Origin of the sequence: Eubacterium sp. MSJ-33, assembly GCF_022174665.1 — a bacterium.
Taxonomy (GTDB): domain Bacteria; phylum Bacillota; class Clostridia; order Lachnospirales; family Lachnospiraceae; genus Coprococcus_C.
Genome location: NZ_CP076562.1, coordinates 228312 through 248401, shown reverse-complemented (window position 1 = coordinate 248401; position 20090 = coordinate 228312). Strand labels below are relative to the sequence as shown.

20 protein-coding genes and 1 other annotated feature (1 of these 21 only partly in view) are annotated in these 20090 nt (G+C 43.5%); of the genes, 3 read left to right on the top strand and 17 right to left on the bottom strand.

All coding sequences use genetic code 11. The annotated features are described in order from the left end of the window. Positions 1-17 precede the first annotated feature (17 nt). From KP625_RS01100 to ylxM, 10 genes are all read right to left on the bottom strand, one after another. Positions 18-1469, bottom strand: a complete 1452-nt coding sequence (locus KP625_RS01100) for a sensor histidine kinase (protein WP_238298799.1) — start codon at positions 1467-1469, stop codon at positions 18-20. A 31-nt stretch (positions 1470-1500) separates the two neighbouring features. Next, positions 1501-2175 (bottom strand): response regulator transcription factor, encoded by a 675-nt coding sequence (locus KP625_RS01095; protein WP_238298797.1) that lies wholly within the window; start codon positions 2173-2175, stop codon positions 1501-1503. A 55-nt stretch (positions 2176-2230) separates the two neighbouring features. Then, on the bottom strand, positions 2231-2791 hold the full coding sequence (locus tag KP625_RS01090) for a hypothetical protein (RefSeq protein WP_238298795.1): 561 nt from the start codon (positions 2789-2791) through the stop codon (positions 2231-2233). Between the two features lie 65 nt (positions 2792-2856). Next, positions 2857-3366 (bottom strand): hypothetical protein, encoded by a 510-nt coding sequence (locus KP625_RS01085; protein WP_238298793.1) that lies wholly within the window; start codon positions 3364-3366, stop codon positions 2857-2859. A 72-nt stretch (positions 3367-3438) separates the two neighbouring features. Continuing rightward, positions 3439-4263 carry a tRNA (guanosine(37)-N1)-methyltransferase TrmD gene (gene trmD / locus KP625_RS01080; RefSeq protein WP_238298792.1) on the bottom strand — a complete coding sequence of 275 codons (825 nt, stop codon included), beginning with the start codon at positions 4261-4263 and terminating at the stop codon, positions 3439-3441. A gap of 17 nt (positions 4264-4280) precedes the next feature. Continuing rightward, positions 4281-4793, bottom strand: coding sequence for a ribosome maturation factor RimM (rimM, locus tag KP625_RS01075; protein ID WP_177969372.1), 513 nt, complete (start codon positions 4791-4793; stop codon positions 4281-4283). Positions 4794-4850: 57 nt separating this feature from the next. Further along, a complete protein-coding gene (locus tag KP625_RS01070) occupies positions 4851-5078 on the bottom strand; it encodes a KH domain-containing protein (RefSeq protein WP_021985176.1) in 228 nt (75 codons plus the stop codon). A gap of 27 nt (positions 5079-5105) precedes the next feature. Beyond that, positions 5106-5351, bottom strand: a complete 246-nt coding sequence (rpsP, locus tag KP625_RS01065; RefSeq protein ID WP_177969371.1) for a 30S ribosomal protein S16 — start codon at positions 5349-5351, stop codon at positions 5106-5108. 60 nt (positions 5352-5411) lie between these two features. Then, positions 5412-6758, bottom strand: a complete 1347-nt coding sequence (gene ffh, locus KP625_RS01060) for a signal recognition particle protein (RefSeq protein WP_177969370.1) — start codon at positions 6756-6758, stop codon at positions 5412-5414. 35 nt (positions 6759-6793) lie between these two features. Then, positions 6794-7177 carry a YlxM family DNA-binding protein gene (ylxM, locus tag KP625_RS01055; protein ID WP_238298790.1) on the bottom strand — a complete coding sequence of 128 codons (384 nt, stop codon included), beginning with the start codon at positions 7175-7177 and terminating at the stop codon, positions 6794-6796. A 136-nt stretch (positions 7178-7313) separates the two neighbouring features. Here ylxM and KP625_RS01050 point away from each other — a divergent pair, with 136 nt between their 5' ends. From KP625_RS01050 to KP625_RS01040, 3 genes are all read left to right on the top strand, one after another. Then, positions 7314-8564 (top strand): peptidoglycan-binding protein, encoded by a 1251-nt coding sequence (locus tag KP625_RS01050; protein WP_238298788.1) that lies wholly within the window; start codon positions 7314-7316, stop codon positions 8562-8564. Positions 8565-8658: 94 nt separating this feature from the next. After that, positions 8659-9303, top strand: coding sequence for an orotate phosphoribosyltransferase (locus KP625_RS01045; protein WP_238298786.1), 645 nt, complete (start codon positions 8659-8661; stop codon positions 9301-9303). A gap of 81 nt (positions 9304-9384) precedes the next feature. Beyond that, the gene (locus KP625_RS01040; RefSeq protein ID WP_238298784.1) at positions 9385-9846 is read left to right on the top strand and encodes a hypothetical protein; all 462 of its coding nucleotides are present in this window, start codon (positions 9385-9387) and stop codon (positions 9844-9846) included. Between the two features lie 4 nt (positions 9847-9850). Here KP625_RS01040 and KP625_RS01035 read toward each other — a convergent pair whose 3' ends face one another. The 7 genes from KP625_RS01035 to tyrS all read right to left on the bottom strand — a co-directional run bounded on the left by KP625_RS01035 (position 9851) and on the right by tyrS (position 19957). Next, positions 9851-10546: a UDP-N-acetylglucosamine pyrophosphorylase gene (locus tag KP625_RS01035; protein ID WP_238298782.1), complete on the bottom strand. Its 696-nt coding sequence runs from the start codon at positions 10544-10546 to the stop codon at positions 9851-9853. Positions 10547-10698: 152 nt separating this feature from the next. After that, positions 10699-12678, bottom strand: a complete 1980-nt coding sequence (locus KP625_RS01030; RefSeq protein WP_370641433.1) for a DNA topoisomerase — start codon at positions 12676-12678, stop codon at positions 10699-10701. A 265-nt stretch (positions 12679-12943) separates the two neighbouring features. Next, positions 12944-14110 carry an FprA family A-type flavoprotein gene (locus KP625_RS01025; protein ID WP_238298778.1) on the bottom strand — a complete coding sequence of 389 codons (1167 nt, stop codon included), beginning with the start codon at positions 14108-14110 and terminating at the stop codon, positions 12944-12946. 256 nt (positions 14111-14366) lie between these two features. Beyond that, entirely contained in the window at positions 14367-14549 is a 183-nt protein-coding gene (locus KP625_RS01020; RefSeq protein WP_238298777.1) for a hypothetical protein, read from the bottom strand. 658 nt (positions 14550-15207) lie between these two features. Then, a complete protein-coding gene (locus KP625_RS01015) occupies positions 15208-17310 on the bottom strand; it encodes a glutamine synthetase III family protein (RefSeq protein WP_238298775.1) in 2103 nt (700 codons plus the stop codon). A 263-nt stretch (positions 17311-17573) separates the two neighbouring features. Then, entirely contained in the window at positions 17574-18734 is a 1161-nt protein-coding gene (locus KP625_RS01010; protein WP_238298773.1) for a hypothetical protein, read from the bottom strand. Then, positions 18734-19957, bottom strand: coding sequence for a tyrosine--tRNA ligase (gene tyrS, locus KP625_RS01005; RefSeq protein WP_238298771.1), 1224 nt, complete (start codon positions 19955-19957; stop codon positions 18734-18736). Before tyrS ends, KP625_RS01010 begins: the two co-directional genes overlap by 1 nt. A gap of 59 nt (positions 19958-20016) precedes the next feature. Further along, positions 20017-20090: a binding site (T-box leader), on the bottom strand (it continues 176 nt past the right edge of the window).

Sequence of the window (20090 nt, the reverse complement as noted above, 5' to 3'; positions counted from 1 at the left end):
TAATTTTACCACTTATTTCACTTATCGGCAAGCACATTAGCATCCAAATCAAAGTAAAAAAGCACTCCATCCGCTACATTTTCTACACCATATTTTTTTCCATGTGCCTCCATCGTTGCTGCAACGATGGAAAGACCTATTCCATTTCCGCCATACTCTCTTGTACGCGCCTTATCCGCCTTATAAAATTTTTCAAATACACGGCCAATATCCTCTTCGGCAATCCAATCTCCCTGATTGTAGACGCAGACCCGGATATCGTTCCCCATAGGTTTAAATGAGATACGAATCACACCATCTTTTCGAACATAATGAATTGCATTCGTCAGATAATTCGTAAAGACCTCTTCAATCATATATTCATCCGCCCAGACATAAACAGGAGGCTCTTCCTCGAATATAATCTCCGCACCCTTTTCCTCTGCCAGAATCTTGGTGGATGTCAAAATTGAATTGACAAAACCAACCAGTTCAAACCGCTCAATATTGAGTTTCGTATCTCCAAACTCAATCTCATTTAATGCAAGCAGTCGCTTGACCATCGTGTTCATCTTATGAGACTCATCTATAATTACATCCGTATAGAAATCCCGGCTCTCCTTGTCATCGCACATATCATCCTTCAGGCCCTCGGCATACCCCTGAATCAAAGCAATCGGTGTCTTTAACTCATGGGACACGTGCGACAAAAATTCCTTCCGCATATCGTCAATCTTACGGCGCTCTGCAATATCCCGCTGCAACTCTATATTTGCTGCCTTGAGTTCTGAAATCGTATGTTCCAGTTTCTCTGACATCTCGTTCATACTGTTTCCAAGCTCACCAATCTCATCGTTGCTTGTAACTGGGATTTTTACATCAAAATCAAGTTCGCTCATTCTTTTGGCAGCCTTGGACATCCGCTTGATCGGTGCAGCAAATATATTACTGAACAGCAGCATAAATGCCGTTCCGAACACCATAAGTCCGATACAGATGTACACAAACAGGTGTGTCATAACCTTCATGACCGACTCCACGCGTGCAATCGGAGTCCGAAGCAATACTTCGTATCCATTTTCCAGTCTGCCAATCAAATCATAATAATCTGCATTTGTTACTGTATCATGGTTTCTTCGGATGATATACTCACCCTTTTCAAACTGACTCTCGCTATCCTCGTTTTGAATACTGCTCATCAGGCTGCGCATACCTTCCATCATCTGACCCTCGTCATTGATAGATGTATACAATTTACCATTTTCTGAATCCACAATCATAACAACCGCATCCTGTGGATTTTTAATCTGTCCAAACAAATCACCGTTGTCAAACTCTTCCCCAGTTGCATTCCGAAATAATTCGTTACAGGAATCATAGGTTGCTATCAGGTTATTCTTTATACTGTAACGGAATACACCGCTTAACACATAACTGCACAACAGCCAGGATGCTGCAATTATAAATACAGAGAAAAAAACAACCATCATGGATATCTTAACCCGTATAGAGTTACGGGCTTTAGCCTTCGAACTTATAACCCATACCCCAAATCGTCTTAATATTATCGCCCTTGCTTCCAAGCTTACTCCGAAGCTTCTTCACGTGGGTATCGATTGTCCTGGCATCTCCGAAATAATCATAATTCCATACATTGTTTAAAATTTTCTCTCTTGACAATGCTACACCTCGATTTTGCAAAAAATAATTAAGCAGTTCAAATTCTTTGTAAGAAAGTTCAATTGGTTCACCATCCACCTTCACCTGATGTGCAGCGATATCCATCTCAATGCCATCCACATTTATCACATTTGCTTCTGCATCAGCCTGCGTTCTACGAAGAACAGCTTCCACTCTTGCAACCAGAATTCTTGGTGAAAATGGTTTTGTAATGTATTCGTCAATTCCAAGATCAAATCCGCGCAGCTCATCTTTTTCATCACTCTTTGCTGTCAGCATGATAATTGGAACATCCGACATTTTCCGTACTTCTTCCGCAACACCATACCCATCTAATTTCGGCATCATTACATCCAGAATAATCAATGAAATATCTTTATCCGCCATGAATACATCAACCGCTTCTTCACCATCCGCTGCTTCCACGACCGAATATCCATCTTTTACAAGGAAGTCCCGAACTAATTTCCTCATACGGCTCTCATCATCTACGACAAGCACTTTTAAATCATTCATCTCTATTCCTCCTGCTTTTCTTCTTTCATGTACCAGATTATAGCACGTATTTTTGTCAATTCTGTGTTTTTTGTGCATTTACTTTTTTCTGCTGCTCCGAAAGTTCGTTCTCCCATTCCAGCAGTTCCTTTTCACGCGCATCCAACTGTTCTTCCCAGTATGCGTATTTGTCCTGCACTTTCTGTTCTGCTTGAAAATATCCTACATTTTTGTTCGTCATCGCAATGAATATCATCCCCAGCACAACTACAATCAATGCTGCCACCGCAATTGTCAGGCGAATCCGGATCAGATTCAGCCGTTCAACTTCTTGTTCTGTCTGTTCCTGTTTTTCACATAGCTTTTCATATTTTCGTTGCAAATGCTCGGAAGGAGTCTCTGTTTTTTTCTTCTTTTCCTGCTGTCCGACCGAATACGTCTCCACCTGATATCCGTTTTTTATAAGATATTCCCGTAATTCCAAAAGAAATCCTAATCCGGTTTCTGTGCGGAAATAGCTTTTCTGTGTCAATTTCAAATATAAATGGTACAATCCGGCAACATCTTCTGGATTCATATTCTTTTTTAACTGTTTTATATATTCCTGTTCTTTTTTTTCGCGTTCCGTCTGCTCCATACCCATTCCTCACAAGATTGCTCAATCAAAAAAGCTGCCGGATATATACCGACAGCCTCTTGCCATTACTGATTTACTACAATTCCCTGCTCATTTGCAATCGCCTGAAGTTTCGTCTGATAGTCACTCATAAGCGTAGCTGCCTCTCCTATCAAGGTGTCTGCCTGTGTCAGATAGTCTGCATTTTCTCCATCAATCGCTGAGGCAACCATCTTCATAGCTTCACATTCCTTCTGTACACTCTGTAAGTAAGAATCCTTCAATGCTTTCACTTCATCCGTTGCAACCTCAATATTGGAGATTGTGGTAATACAGTTTTCCATTGTAGGAATCGCCGTACCCTCCAGGGATGTTTTAAACGCTTCCAAATCCTGATCACCACCATCTGCAAAATATGCATTATAAATAGCTATCGCACTATCATGATCTGATTTTGCAGCAGGAAGTTCTTCGTTTACAAACTCCACCACATCATCTTTTACTGAAACCGCTGCATCGGCTGATTTCTTCCCACATCCTGCAAACATACCGGCAAGTGCCAGTGTGGCAGCTGCAATATATACTCTTTTTTTCATGGTTATTCTCTCCCGTTTTCTTTCGATATTATGAAAATTATATACCATATTTCTCTACAAGACAAGCGCTTGTTATTCATTTGTCTGCATTTTTGCACGTTGCTCTCTCCGGAGACGTTTTCGTTCTTTTTCTTCCTTTTTCCGTCTGCGTTTTTCCAACTCTTCGCAGTGTGCCTCCACATAGGCTTCGTAAAGGTCCGGGCGGCGTTCCTTCGTCCGCAGCATCGACTGTTCATACCGCCACTCTTCGATGTTCTTATGGTGCCCCGAAAGCAGCACCTCCGGAACTTTCTTTCCCATAAATTCTTCCGGTCGGGTATACTGCGGATATTCCAGTAATCCATCATAGAAACTTTCATACACAGCACTTTCATCACTGCCAAGAACACCCGGCACAAGGCGGCTTGTTGCATCGACAATCATCATCGCAGGAAGTTCACCACCCGTCAGCACGAAATCACCGATAGATACATAATCCGTCACAATCATCTCCAGCACTCGCTCATCGATTCCTTCATAATGTCCACACAGCAGCACAAGGTCATCTTCCTTCGCATACTCTTCTGCCATACACTGTTTAAATGGCTCTCCCTGTGGAGTCATATAAAGCACACGTACTTTTTTGTCCTGTGCTTTTGTTCCTTCTTTTTCCTTGCGTGCTGCAATCTGCGCAAGCACATGCTGATACGCATCATACACAGGTCCCGGCTGCATCAGCATACCGGCACCTCCACCATAGGTATAATCATCCACATGTCCATACCGATTTCCCGCAAAATCACGGATATTTACAGCATTTACACCAATCAGGCCTTTTTCAATTGCCTTTCCGGTAATGCTCTCATTTAAACCGCCAAGCACCATCTCCGGAAATAATGTCATAATATGAAAATTCATATCTGCCTCCGCTGTCGTTAATCCAGTAATCCGTTCAACATATGAACGATTACTTTCTTTTCCTCTACGTTGATATCCAGCACACAATCTTTGATTACCGGAAGTAATACTTCCTTGTCATTTTCCATCTTCACGACAAATACATCGTTTGCGCCTGTCTGCATAACATCCACCAGAGTTCCAAGTTTTTCACCATTATCCTTGAATACTTCCGAGTCGATCACATCTGCAATATAAAACTCATCTTCCTCGAGCGGAACTGCATCTTCTCTTGTCACATACAACTCACAGCCCTTATATTTTTCTATCTCATTTATATCATTAAATTCCGAAAAAGAAAGAATCACCATATTCTTAAAGAACTTGCATGATTTTTTCTCTACTGGTACATCGCCACTTTTTGTACGGATAAAACATTTTTTCAGTTTCTTAAACCGTGTCGGATCGTCTGTCGTCGGAAATACCTTGACTTCGCCTTTCAATCCATGTGTCGATGTAATCACGCCAATCCGAAACATATCTTCGTTCATAAATTCCTCCGATAAAGTAATAATTCCCGATGCCTTCTGGCACCGGGAACTCAAGAATTATTTGATGTCTACAATTACCTTTTTATCACCCTTTGATGCAGCCGCCTTCACAACAGTACGAATGGACTTAGCGATACGGCCCTGTTTGCCGATCACCTTACCCATATCATCTCCTGCAACGTTCAGTTCGATTGTTATGGTATCTCCATCGATTGTCTCTTTTACAACAACTTCATCCGGATAATCAACGAGGGATTTTGCAATCAGTTCTACTAATTCCTTCATAACCTGCACCTCCCTTGCACATCAGTCTTACTTCTCGATACCTGCCTGCTTTAAAAGCTTAGCAACTGTCTCTGTAGGCTGAGCACCATCTGCAAGCCACTTCTTAGCTGCATCAGAGTCAATCTTAACAGATGCTGGCTCCTGATTTGGATCGTATGTTCCGATCTCATCGATAAATCTACCATCTCTTGGTGATCTGGAATCAGCAACGATTACTCTATAAAAAGGATGCTTCTTATATCCCATTCTTCTTAATCTGATTTTAACTGCCATGTCAAATTTCACCTCCTTAAAAATCTTTCGTCTATATAATAGTTATACTATTATCAAAAATTAAAATCCAAACGGAAGCTTGAATCCGCCGCGGCGCTTGCCACCCATCATACCGGACATCTGCTTCATCATCTTCTTGGACTGTTCAAACTGTTTGATCAGCTTATTGACTTCGCTGATCGGAACTCCTGCACCATCTGCAATTCGCTTCTTCCGGCTCGGATTGATAATCTCCGGATGCGAGCGTTCCTGCTTTGTCATCGACAATATGATTGCCTTCGGCATGTTCATTGCATTGTCATCTATCTCCAGATTCTGGAGCTGCTTTTTATTGCCAAATCCAGGCAGCATCTTCAGGATATCATTCATACCGCCCATCTTTTCCATCTGTTCCATCTGGTCAAGAAAATCATTGAAATCAAACGAAGCTTTCTTGAATTTCTCTTCCATCTCCTTGGCTTTTTCCTCATCGATTGCAGACTGCGCTTTTTCGATCAAGCTTTCCACATCACCCATACCAAGGATTCGACTTGCCATACGATCCGGATAAAACTGTTCCAGATCCGTGAGTTTCTCACCCATACCGGCATACAGAATCGGTTTTCCGGTTACAGCCTTAATGGAAAGTGCGGCACCGCCACGGGTATCGCCGTCAAGCTTTGTCAGGATTACACCATCAATTCCAATCTTATCATTGAACGATGTTGCTACATTGACCGCATCCTGGCCTGTCATGGCATCGACAGTCAAAATTGTATATGTCACATCCAGATTTTCCTTAATCTCCGCCAGCTCATTCATCATGTCTTCATCGACATGCAGACGGCCTGCGGTATCCAGAAATACAAGATTGATGTCATTTTTTGCGGCATGCTCGACCGCAGCCTTCGCAATATTTACCGGTTTATGTCCGTCTCCCATCGAAAATACCGGAACACCGACTTTCTCACCATTAATCTCCAACTGCTTGATTGCTGCCGGACGATAGACGTCACACGCAACCAGCAATGGTTTTTTCCCCTTATTCTTAAACTTACCTGCAAGCTTTGCAACGGTTGTTGTCTTACCTGCACCCTGCAGACCACACATCATGATAATCGTAATTTCATTCGACGGAAGCAGCTTCAACTCGGTCGTCTCCGATCCCATGAGTTTATCCATCTCTTCTTTTACGATTTTAATTACCATCTGACCGGGATTCAATCCTTTTAAGACTTCCTCTCCGACCGCACGCTCACTGACGGAATTGATAAACTGTTTTACGACCTTGAAGTTTACATCCGCTTCCAACAGCGCACGTTTTACTTCCTTCATCGCTTCCTTTACATCTGCTTCGGTAATTGTTCCTTTGCTTCTCAGCTTCCGGAATACGTTTTGCAATTTGTCTGTTAAACTGTCAAACGCCATGCGTCTCCTCCAAAACAAAATCAAACATCCAACTGTTAAAAATCATCCAGCAGCCCGGTGAGATTCGCATCAATATCCGCAAATGCTTCATCCAGCATTGGATTCTCATTGCGTTCCCGCAATGCCTGAATCTCAGTCTGTATCGCAGCTACTTTCTCTCTGGCATTCTCAAATTTCTCAACTAATCTCAACTTTTTCTCAAAATCCTCCAGCTTCTTGTCGCAGCGCTTCATCATATCAAACACGCCTTGTCTGGAGATTCCGTATTCCCTTGCCAGCTCCGAATAGGACAGGTCATTCATCACAATATCTTCGTATATACTTTTCTGCGTCTGTGTCAACAGCTCGCCATAAAAATCATAGAGCAACGACTGACGTACAAACTTCTCCATCTGAATCACCTGTAAAGTATTTTTCATTTACAAACCTTTTGCATCATACATGCTTTTGTCCTGTTTGTCAAGTGTTTTTTCTTAACATACTATAATTTTTTTCATTACATAAATATCCAGCGTCTTTCATATATTATATGGATTAAAAGACATGGAAAATCATATGGATCAATATTCAAGTGATACGGGTAATCTTAATGTCATAGTCACGGACACAGACAGTTACTCCCCCCTTTCATCTGCCACCATCGAGATTTCAAACACCGGGGATCCAAACCGGATTCTGGAATCCACCACCACGAACCAGAACGGACAGACCGGAAATATCGAGCTTTCTGCACCACCGCGTGAATACAGCTTGGAGCCAACTGACAACCAGCCCTATGCCGAATACAACGTAAAAATCTCTGCCCCGGGCTATCAAGAGGAAATTGTCTCCGGAGTCCAGATTTTCTCCGGTGAAAACGGATTGCAATTCATCGTGTTACAGCCATCTAAGCAGACACCCGATTATGTCTATAACCCAATCGTCATCGGTGGGCATACACTCTGGGAATATTATCCGCCAAAGATTGCAGAATCAGAAATCAAACCATTATCTGAAAGCGGAGAAATTGTTCTCTCTCGTGTTGTCGTCCCGGAGACAATTGTTGTGCACGATGGCGTCCCCAGTGATTCTACCGCTACCGATTATTATGTTCCATACATTGACTATATCAAAAACGTTGCATGCTGTGAGATTTATTCTACCTGGCCGGAAAGCACAATCGAGGCAAATATTCTGGCAATCATGTCCTTTACTTTAAACCGCGTATACACTGAATGGTACCGGAACAAAGGGTACAACTTTACAATCACCTCCTCCACCGCGTACGACCACAAATGGATCTATGGCAAAACTATCTACGAAAATATCTCACGCATTGCTGACCGGCTTTACAACCGCTATCTTGCCCGTCCAAATATCAAGCAGCCGATTCTCACACAATATTGCGACGGAAAACGCGTGTCATGTCCAAACTGGATGACACAATGGGGATCCAAAGCACTCGGGGATGATGGTTTTTCCGCAATTGATATCATCCACTATTATTATGGAACAGATATGTATATCAATGAAGCCGAGATTGTCTCCGGAATTCCATCCTCCTATCCGGGCTATGATCTGACAATCGGAAGTTCCGGTGAACCGGTCATCACAATTCAGGAACAATTAAACCGCATCGCGCAGAATTACCCTGCGATCCCGACTGTCACGGTTGATGGCATCTTCGGTTCCGCAACCGCAGAATCCGTGCGCGCCTTTCAATCAATCTTTAACCTGCCGGTAAGTGGAATTGTTGATTTTCCAACCTGGTATAAGATCTCCCAGATCTATGTAGGAGTCTCTAAAATCGGAGAAAACATACGATGAATTTTCTGTGTATTATAGCTGCTTTACTTGCATAAATCCCGCATAACATTTATAATATCAATATGTCATAAAACGCACAGGAGGGGTAATATTTATGGAAAACACAAATACATTTAAGGTGCAGTCTACATCCAGCAACTTAATCTCACTGAATGTAACACCTGGGCACTATGCAACATCTTCTTCCCATATTAATTACTATATTGATATGACGAACCTGAAGAGCCGTCGAAGCGAAGCACACGCTGCTGCCAAATTGCTGGCTACACGCTACGCTGCCACAACAATCATTGATACGATAGTATGTCTGGACGGTACGAATGTGATAGGTGCTTATCTTGCAGATGAACTTCTCAACACAGGTATCTTATCTGCAAACCTACACAATACCGCATATATCATTTCCCCGGAGCAGCACTCAGGCGGCCAGCTTATATTCCGTGAGAATTATCTTTCAATGATCAAAGGCAAGCATGTTCTTGTATTGTTAGCAACTGCCACAACCGGAAAAACCTTACAGACCGCGCTCGAGTGTATCGAATACTACGGCGGTGAAGTCGTTGGAGTATCTTCGATTTTCTCTGCTGCTGACGAAATCCATGGTGAGCAGATTAATACGATCTTCCGCACCGAAGATATTCCGAATTACGAGACGCACTCTGCTGCCGACTGCCCACTTTGCAAAGCCGGCATCCCAATCAAAGGTATTATCAATAGCCATGGCTATTCTTCTCTGTAGGTATTTATTTTCTATCGTAAGTAATAAAAACTCCCCATTCAGAATATATTTATACTAATTCTGAACGGGGAGTTTTATGTTATGTCTTCTAAAACAAAAATCATCGTCTTAAAATCAAAAGAACTTATCTATACTGGCATATTTATTGTTCTTGGTATCCTGTTAATCCTGCTGCTCTGGTATATGTTCTCACCAAAAGAGGATGAAAAAGATACTACAGATACAAGTGTCTCAACAGAAACATTTGCCACATACCAGCCAGGTGTCTACACGTCACAGTTAAATCTCGGTGGCACCACACTGGAATTACAGACGACCATCGACAAACACGCTGTCACCCATATAGATGTTGTGAATACAAACGAAACTGTTACCGCCATGTATCCACTGTTGACACCTTCTGTAGATGCTATCAATGAACAGTTACAACTCACCGGAGATCTGGACTCTGTTACATACGCAAGCGACAACCAGTATACCACGCTGCTCATATTAGAAGCTGCTCGTCAGGCAGCACAGTCTGCCCGGATTGATACAAACTAACTATTTATGCGTGTTTCTTCACAATCACGCCACCCGTCTTATAGATGCTTTCTGCCGGTACAAATCCACGTACCGGGGAAAGCGGATAGACATTACTGTTTGACCCAATGACCGTACCCGGATTTAATACAGAATTACAGCCAACTTCTACATGATTTCCAAGCATTGCCCCTAATTTTTTCAGACCAGTTTCCAGATCAAATGTCTCTCCTGTCTCCGGATCAATTCCTTTCACATGCACCAGCGTCTTATCACTTTTCACATTCGATGTGATGGAACCTGCCCCCATATGAGACTTAAATCCCAGAATAGAATCACCTACATAGTTATAGTGTGGCACCTGCACATTATCGAAGATGATCACATTCTTTAACTCTGTGGAATTACCGATCACACATCCTTTTCCAACCAGCGCATTTCCTCGAACAAACGCACACTGACGCACTTCTGTCTCTGCGCCTATGATTGTCGGTCCTGCCAGATAGGCGGATGCAAATACCTTTGCTGTCTTATGTACCCACACATGTTCCGCTACCTCTGTATACTCATCTTTCGGAAGGGATTCGCCAAGCTTTACGATAAATTCTCCGATATGCGGAAGCACCTCCCACGGATAGATGTAACTTTCCATCAAAGATTTTGCCTCCGTATGGGTAAGATCGTATAATTCCTTGATTGTCACTGCATTTACACTTTTCATTTTCCATCCTCCATCTTTCTATTGCCATATTTTTTCCTGTTATGTATACAGATTCACACCATACACATGAAACTTATTTCATGCATATACATCATCTATTCTGCTTATCTCATACATATATGTCATCTTGTTGTGCTCTTTCTTCAACATATCTATGATTTCTTCACAGCCTTCTTCGCACCTGCCTTCTCATAAAAAGGCTTCGTCCGGTCAAACAACCGCGTAATTTGATTCTGATTTCGTATCTGCTTCACAGCATTTGTATTATCACAGACAAATTTGTTCATCTTGGCTGTATACTCATCCTTTGAAATGGTTCCCTCCGCAACGCCGGAAAGTCCTTTCTCCCACGACGCTGTCATCTCCGCCCAGAGCAGGCTCTGAATGGAATTCAAGCACACATCGTAGATAATCTCACCAAGAAATGTCGGTGTCACAATCTGCGTTTTCTTATTTAACGCAATATACTTGTTCGTCACAAGCTTCGTGATGATGCTGTCACGGGTAGCACTTGTGCCGATTCCGCTGCCCTTGATCTGGCTTCGGAGTTCTTCATCCTCAATCAGCTGTCCGGCATTTTCCATCGCCAGAATCAATGTTCCGGAAGAATACCGTTTCGGTGGTGAAGTCTCACCTTCCTTGATGTTAAAGTCCTTGACCGGAATCGCATCTCCCTTTTTCAAAGCTGCAAACGCAGCAAGTTCTTCATCCGTCAGTTTCTGTTCTTCCTGCTTCTTGTCCGATGGCATTCCCGCAATCAGTAAATACCCCGGTTTTGTCATCCGTTTGAAATTTGCAAAAAAGCTTTCGGCGCCGTCTTCTTTCTCGCCCGCTACGGTACGAATTTTTCTTGTCAGAACCAGACTGACCTTCTCATACTCTGCTGCCGGAAAGAAAATACTCAAAAACCGCCGTGCAATAATATCATACACTTTCCGCTGAATATCATTTAACCCGTTCAGATTTCCAAGTCCCTGTCCGGTCGGAATGATTGCATAGTGGTCCGTGATCTGCTTATCATTTACATATTTGGACTTTGCAACGCCCTTGTACGCCCCCTGCTGCATGATCAGCTGTGCATACTGTGCAAGTGGTTCATATTTCTGCAAGCCACCGATATTTTTACCGATTTCTTTTGCAACCGCTGTGGAAAGCACACGGGCATCGGTTCTTGGATATGTTACCAGCTTCCGCTCATAGAGTGTCTGCACGGTATTCAACGTATCAGTCGGACTGATCTTAAACAACCGAGAGCAGTCATTTTGAAGCTCCGCTAAGTTATATAACATCGGCGGTGCTTTTTTCTCTGTTTTTTTCTCTACTTTCTGCACGATCAACTCAATTGGTGCATCCGCAGACAATTCTGTAATCAGTTGCTTGGCACTCTCTTCTTTTTTGAATCCATTTTCTTTATATAAAAGCGGAGAATCCAGATATGCGGATTCCTTCGTAGTCTTCCACTCAGCCTCAAAGCCTTCTGTGTTCGCAAGCACCCGGTAGAACGGTGTCGGCACAAACTGACGGATTTCCCGTTCACGCTTGACGATCATTCCCAGCACACACGTCATGACACGACCTACTGCAATCACACAACGATCCATACCGAGATAATTCTTCACGGTATAACTGTATTTGAGCGACAGTGCCCGTGAGAAATTAATTCCCATCAGGTAATCCTCCTGTGCCCGCAGATATGCCGCATCACTCAGATTATCATAGGCAGAAAGCTCTTTTGCCTCGCGGATTCCGCGCATAATCTCTTCCTCGGTCTGTGAATCAATCCACACACGCCTCCGGTCTTTTTTACTTTTGTCCACGCCTGCCATCTGCTCCACAAGACGGTAGATATATTCTCCCTCTCGCCCTGAGTCGGTACAGACATAGATACGTCCGACATCCTCGCGATTTAGCAGCTTACTTACCACCTGAAACTGCTTGCTTGACGCACCGATAATCTCATATTTATATTCTTCCGGTACAAACGGAATTGTGTCAAAACTCCATTTTTTCAAAGTAGGATCATAAACTTCCGGATAACTCATCGTAATCAGATGCCCGACACACCATGTCACGATCGTATCCTCATTTTCCAAATATCCGTCCCGCGCACCGGCAGTTGCAGCCCCCTTCATGCCTAGCGCTTTCGCAAACTCACGGGCAACGCTGGGTTTCTCTGCGATGTACAAATTCTTCACTTACATTCCTCTTTCTTTTCTTTGTCAAAGTAATACCCGCGATTGCGATACACATATTGAATGAGGTTGTCATAATACAAAATTCTACGCAGATATACTCCAATGGTCTGCTTTAGAATTTGTATTATGTCCAACTTCTATCTACAATTTTCACGCAATCGCGATTCAATATATGAATAGAAACGGGGTGTTTCATTCTGCTTTACTTGATTGCATCCACTAACGCTTCCATCGCCGGGTAATCAGATTCCTTCATCGTAGACATGATCGTAACAGTTGGCTCCACGATTGTGACATCTTTCATCGTAGAAAGAATCGTCTTCATCGTGCGGGCGGCACATGGTGCCCAGCTTCCATTCTCCAGAATACCGACTGTTCGCTTCTGGTATGCCTTTGACTGCAGATGATTCAGGAAATCCTGCATACATGGGAATACCCCGCCATCATAGCTTGCTGCACAGAGTACCATGCGGTCATAGCGGAATGCATCCTCAATCACTTCCGCCATATCCTCTCTTGCCAGATCACTGACAACGACCTTCTCTACCCCCTCTGCGCGAAGCATGTCTGCAAGCTTTTTAGCTGCCTTCGCCGTATTGCCATGGATCGATGCATACGCAACAAGCACGCCTTTATTCTCCGGCTCATACTTGCTCCATGTATCGTAGAGTCCAATATAATATCCAAGATTTTCCTTCAATACCGGACCGTGCAACGGACAGATTGTCTCGATATCAAGTCCTGCCGCCTTCTTCAGAAGTGTCTGCACCGGCATACCATATTTACCGACGATATTAAAATAATACCGTCTTGCCTCGCACGCCCAATCCTCATTTTCTGTGAGGGAAAGCGCGCCAAACTTACCAAATCCATCCGCTGAGAAAAGCACTTTCTCGCTCTTCTCATAAGTAACCATAACCTCCGGCCAGTGTACCATCGGTGCCATATAGAACACCAATGTATGGGTTCCAAGGGATAACTCTTCGCCCTCTTTGACCGCAATCTTCTCCTGTGCATCCAATCTATCCTCGAAGAACTGTGGCAGCATCGCAATTGCCTTTGCACTCGCAACCAGCTTCACCTCAGGGAAAAGTTCGACCATTCTTCCGATGCTTCCCGCATGATCCGGCTCCAAATGCGAGATAATCAGATACTCCGGCTTCTTTCCGTTCAATGTCTGAAGCAGCTTATCCTCCCAGCCTTCCATTCCTCTGGCATCAACCGTATCCATAACTGCAATCTTCTCATCCAGAATCACATATGAATTGTACGATACACCTTCCGGTATCACATACTGACTCTCAAACAAGTCAATGTCCTTATCATCCACTCCGATATAACGAATTGCATCTGAAATAGTTACCTGCATGTTTTTATCCTCCTGATTGTATTCTCCATATTTTATCACTCCATAGCAAAACATTACTGTTCTGCCTTGATTCGTACAACAACATAGCTTTATCTGCTACCCTATTTTAACAGATTCCGCTCTATATATCCAATATAATTTCAGTTCATCCTAGCTTCTCATTTCTATTCATGCCATATCTCATATTTCTGTTCATTGCATATTTAATTGTAGCTCATCCGGCTCAAAAATTCATCCACCTGTGTATAATCTTCAATCAGATAATTACACACGCCTGTATCCTGAAGCAGCTTCTTATCGGAATCTGATGCTGAAACTCTTCCTTTGTGAGCTCCCTGCCAGCCAGTTTACTCACATACGTCCGCCATGCAATATCATGATATTTGCCATCAAAGATCATCGTGCCATTACAGTCAAATATAACGTTCTTTATTTTCATGTCTCATCCTCTTCTTATCTTTTTATATGTGCATATCCGTTCCGGAATCTGTCTCACATTTCCGGAGTGGGTTTTCTGCTTGCTTTTCTCTACCTACGCCCACGTTGTGGGTTTCCACGCTTACAATCCCGCTTCCACGCCCAGTTTTCTCTCCAGCACATACCGATTTGCTTCCGGCGTGGGGTTTTCCGTTTGCTTTTCTCTACCTACACCCACGTCATGGGTTTTCCCGCTCACCATCTTACTTCCACGCCCATTTTTCACTCATACACACGCTGATTAGATTCCAGGGTGGGTTTTTCCGCTTGCTTTTCTCTACCTACGCCCACGTTGTGGGTTTTCCCGCTCACCATCTTACTCCCACACCCAGTTTTCTCTCCGGCACATACCGATTAGCTTCCAGGGTGGGGTTTTCCGCTTATTTTCTACTTTCTACGCCCACGTCGTGGGCTTTTCCATAATTATACTCCATTCTAAGCCCATTTGCCATCGCCCCAACAGAAAAACTCATCTCGCTAAACCAAAATCCCAATTCAAATCTGAAAAATCCACTTTCAATGCTGAAAACATTCCGCATAATATCTCCTATTACGCAAATAGGGGCTGCCTAAGCAGCCCCTGGGGGAAAATATATAAACCAAACGGTCTATAGCATATTCTACTGTTCAAACAACAGCTCTTCGTATGTAGGGAATGGCCATGCCTTTGCATCCACCATCTTTTCAAGCTCATCTGCCGGCTTACGAACGGTGTCGAAGAAAGCAAATACCACATCATGATAATACTTAGCCCAAGCCTTTGGATCATCTTCCTTTTCCTTAGCCTTTGCTACGATATCCTCCAACTCTGCGGTTGCTTTCTTAAGTTCAGCAAGCTTTGTATCGATCGTAGAAAGAATCTCCATCTGTGTATCTGCGCTGATACCAAGATCCTTCAGATCCTTCACAGAAGCAGCCAGAGTACCCTCGTACTTCATAACAGCCGGGATGATCTGCTTCTTAGACATCTCGATCATTGTCAGAGCCTCAATGTTGATCTGCTTTGCGTAGTTCTCATACATAACAACGCCTCTTGCAACCAGCTCACGCTTAGACATAACACCATGCTTCTCGAACATTGCAATATTCTCTGGTGTAGCAAGATACTCAACCGCATCAACCATGCACTTGATATTTGGAAGTCCACGGCGCTCTGCTTCCTTGATCCACTCCTCAGAATAACCATTTCCGTTGAAAATGATTCTCTGATGCTCTCTTAACTTATCAGCAACCAGCTTCTTTGCAGCCGCTTCGAAATCATCTGCCTTCTCCAGCTCATCTGCAAAGTTGCAGAGTGTATCAGCAACGATTGTATTCAACGTCATCATTGGCTGTGCAATACACTGTGTACTACCAACCATACGGAACTCAAACTTATTACCAGTAAATGCAAATGGTGATGTACGGTTACGATCGGTTGCATCCATCTTGAACTCAGGAATTACAGAACATCCTGACTTATAAACCTTACCCTTCAAGCTGCTGGTTGCCTCTCCATTTGCAATGATCTGATCAACTACATCGGCAAGCTGGTCACCAAGGTAAGCAGAAATGATTGCTGGAGGTGCCTCATTTGCACCAAGTCTGTGATCGTTACCAGCAGAGCTTGCAGACAGACGAAGCAATGCAGCATGATTATCAACAGACTCCAGAATTGCAGCTAAGAATACCTGGAACTGCAGGTTCTTCTCTGGCTCCTTGCCCGGATCGATCAGGTTCTCACCATCAGATGTTGAGATAGACCAGTTGTTATGCTTACCAGAACCATTAACTCCTGCAAACGGTTTCTCATGGAGCAGACAAGCAAATCCGTTTCTCTCTGCAACCTTCTTCAATGTCTCCATCAGCAACTGGTTCTGATCCGTTGCTACATTGGTTGTACCATAGATTGGTGCGATCTCATGCTGAGAAGGAGCAACCTCGTTATGCTGTGTCTTCGCTGGAATACCATACTCCCACAGATCCTTGTTCAGCTCTCTCATGAAATGAGAAACCTTATCCTTGATCACACCGAAGTACTGATCGTCAAGTTCCTGTCCCTTTGGTGCCGGTGCGCCAAACAATGTACGTCCGGTCAGCTTCAGGTCAAGTCTCTGATTGAACTTATCCTTGTCAATCAGGAAATACTCCTGCTCTGGTCCAACGGAAGCAGTTACCTTCGCTGGTGTCTTACCGAAAAGCTTCAGGATACGAAGTGCCTGCTTGCTGACTGCATCCATGGAACGAAGAAGCGGTGTCTTGTGATCCAGAGACTCACCTGTATATGAAATGAAAATAGTTGGAATACAAAGAACCTTACAGCCATCCGGAATCTCTTTGACAAATGCAGGAGATGTACAATCCCAGACTGTATAACCTCTTGCTGCACATGTCTCACGGATACCACCGGAAGGGAAGGAAGAACCATCTGGCTCAGCCTTGATCAATTCCTTACCTGTGAACTCTGTGATGAATGTACCATCGCCAACCGGATCCATGAAGGAATCATGTTTCTCTGCTGTCAGGTTTGTGAGTGGATGGAACCAGTGTGTATAGTGTGTTGCGCCGAGCTCCTTTGCCCACTCCCGCATGGCAATCGCTACGGAATCAGCAATCGCTGCGTCAAGCGGTGCACCGTAATCAATTGTCTTCTTTAATTCCTTGAATACTGCCTTTGGCAATCTTGCACGCATGACTGCCTCACAAAATGAACGCTTTCCTAAATCTTCTGCTGTAACTTCCATACTCGTATTCTCCTTTTCCTTAATTTTTTTAATTATTTTTAACTCGTAATTAAGATAACTCAAGTCTAAGGAAAACGCAAACTGAAAAAACAGCCTTTTTTCTTTCAAAAATTATGTCAAATTTATTTTTTACTATATATTATTAAGTATTAACTTGTGAATCGCACGCAAAAACGGACTTTTGTGTCGTTTTCACAAGTAAATATAGGTGTTTGCAACGCTTAACTTGTGAAACCGTATCAAAAGTCCGTTTCAACTTGTTTTTATCTAGTTAAATCATCTCTCACACCCATATAATACGATGCAAACTCTTGTGTAATCAATTTGTTCCGTATCATCAAATTGAGCGTATCTTTGAATTCTGCATAGCTGATTGTCGAGTGTGCCAGATTATCCAGTGTCTTGCTGATCCGGTCTGCATAGCCGTTGGCATCAATGACATTATCCCGCAGTAAGATGTTCGACTTGTATGCTTCTTTAAAATAAATATTCACCTTGTTGGACATCGTTACCCGGTCATCCACCTGAAACTCTACCCCTAACAGATCAAATAACGCCGATGCTGACCGGTTTGTCACGTAAATATCATTTCCGATTCCATACAGATTCTTATAGGCTGACAGATCATCCACAACCGTGCTGTGCGAATAATCCGGCAGATATGGGCGAAACATATCCGCAAGCACACTGCTGCCCTTATACGCTGCATAATCGATATCTTCATTTGCCGGCTGCTTCTTCAGATATGTGATATTCTTGATCTGATACAGCGGAATCGTAATATGTCGCGGCTCCTGTTCAATCAGCAACAGATGAAAATCTTTCTTCTCTACCCAGATATAAGCAGGTGTCTGATTTGCTTTAAGCTTTTCGGAACGATCTACAAAGATCATACGATGTTCCCGCCGCACCTTGAACTTATGCAGCGTCTTCTTGACCTTCTTCCGGTCGTATGTTGTGACAGTTTCCTGTGTAAGTGGAACGATTGATTCTGATTCTACCTGTTCCTGCTTATCCTGTGCCATCTGCCCGGCATCATCCACTTCCTTCGTTTGCTGTTTCTTCCGCTTGTGCTTGTCGTGTTTATCTTCAACTTCCGAAGCTTCTTTCAGTTTGGAACCATCTTCCACTGCTTGAGATTCCTCATCCGCATCCTGTGCCTTCGCACGTTTGGATTGTCTTTTTTCACGTGTCTCCGCATTCCCGGCATCTTCCACAACACCACCCTGAATCACAAGCGTCTGGGCCAGCGTAATTACAATGAACGCACATACAACCGCCGCAAAAATAAACAGAATCTGCCGGAACACAATTGCACACACAACCGCTCCGACAGCTCCGATTCCAAACAGCAACGACAAGAGCACAATTGCCCTTGCCTTTGCCGTTCCATATTTAATTGTATTGATACATTTTCGAATCATTACGCCTTATATACAACCTTACGGAAATTCTTCTTTCCCTTCTTCAATACAAACTCTTCTGCGAAATCATCCGGTGTGAACATCTTCTTCACATCTGTGATCTTCTCACCATTCACAGAGACACCGCCCTGCTCAATCGCACGTCTTGCTTCACTCTTAGAAGCTGCAAGACCAGCCTGAACGATAATTGACATCAGATCGGCCTGTCCGTCGTTGAAGATATCTGCTGTAATCTCAGCCACTGGCATATTCTCTGTATTTCCACCGCCGAAAATATTCTTGGCTGCATCAAGTGCCTTCTTTGCCTCTTCCTCACCGTGTACGAGCGCAGTCAGCTCATATGCGAGAATCTCCTTTGCCTTGTTCAGCTCACTGCCTTCCCAATGTTCCATCTCCTGAATCTGCTCCAATGGAAGGAATGTGAGCATCTTGAGACATTTAATAACATCTGCATCATCAACATTTCTCCAGTACTGGAAGAACTCATAAGGTGTTGTCTTGTTCGGATCAAGCCATACAGCACCCTTCTGTGTCTTACCCATCTTCTTACCCTCAGAATTCAAGAGCAATGTGATCGTCATCGCATGTGCATCTTTGCCAAGCTTTCTACGGATCAATTCTGTACCACCAAGCATGTTGGACCACTGATCATCGCCACCAAACTGCAGGTTACAGCCGTACTTCTGGAACAATGCATAGAAATCGTAACTCTGCATGATCATGTAGTTAAACTCCAGGAAGCTCAGTCCCTTCTCCATACGCTGTTTGTAGCACTCAGCGGTCAACATACGATTGACAGAGAAATGTGCACCAACCTCACGCAGTACCTCTACATAATTCAGATCAAGCAGCCAGTCGGCATTATTTACCATCATAGCCTTGCCTTCTGAGAAATCAATAAAACGACTCATCTGCTTCTTAAAGCAGTCACAGTTATGCTGAATCGTCTCCTTTGTCATCATCTGACGCATATCCGTTCTGCCGGATGGATCACCGATCATCGCAGTACCACCACCGATCAGGGCGATTGGCTTATTGCCACCCATCTGCAGACGCTTCATCAGGCAAAGTGCCATGAAATGTCCTACATGCAGGCTGTCTGCGGTCGGATCAAACCCAATATAGAACGTTGCCTTTCCTTCATTGATCAGTCGGCTGATCTCCTCTTCGTTTGTTACCTGTGCAATCAAACCTCTTGCTACAAGTTCTTCGTACAATGTCATTTTTCTTTCCTCCAAAATATATTTTCTTTTTTGGGCATTAAAAAACGCCCTTATAAAAATATAAGGACGAAGTATACTCCGTGTTACCACCTTATTTCACGCTTACCTCACGATAAACGCCTTTGCAAGTATC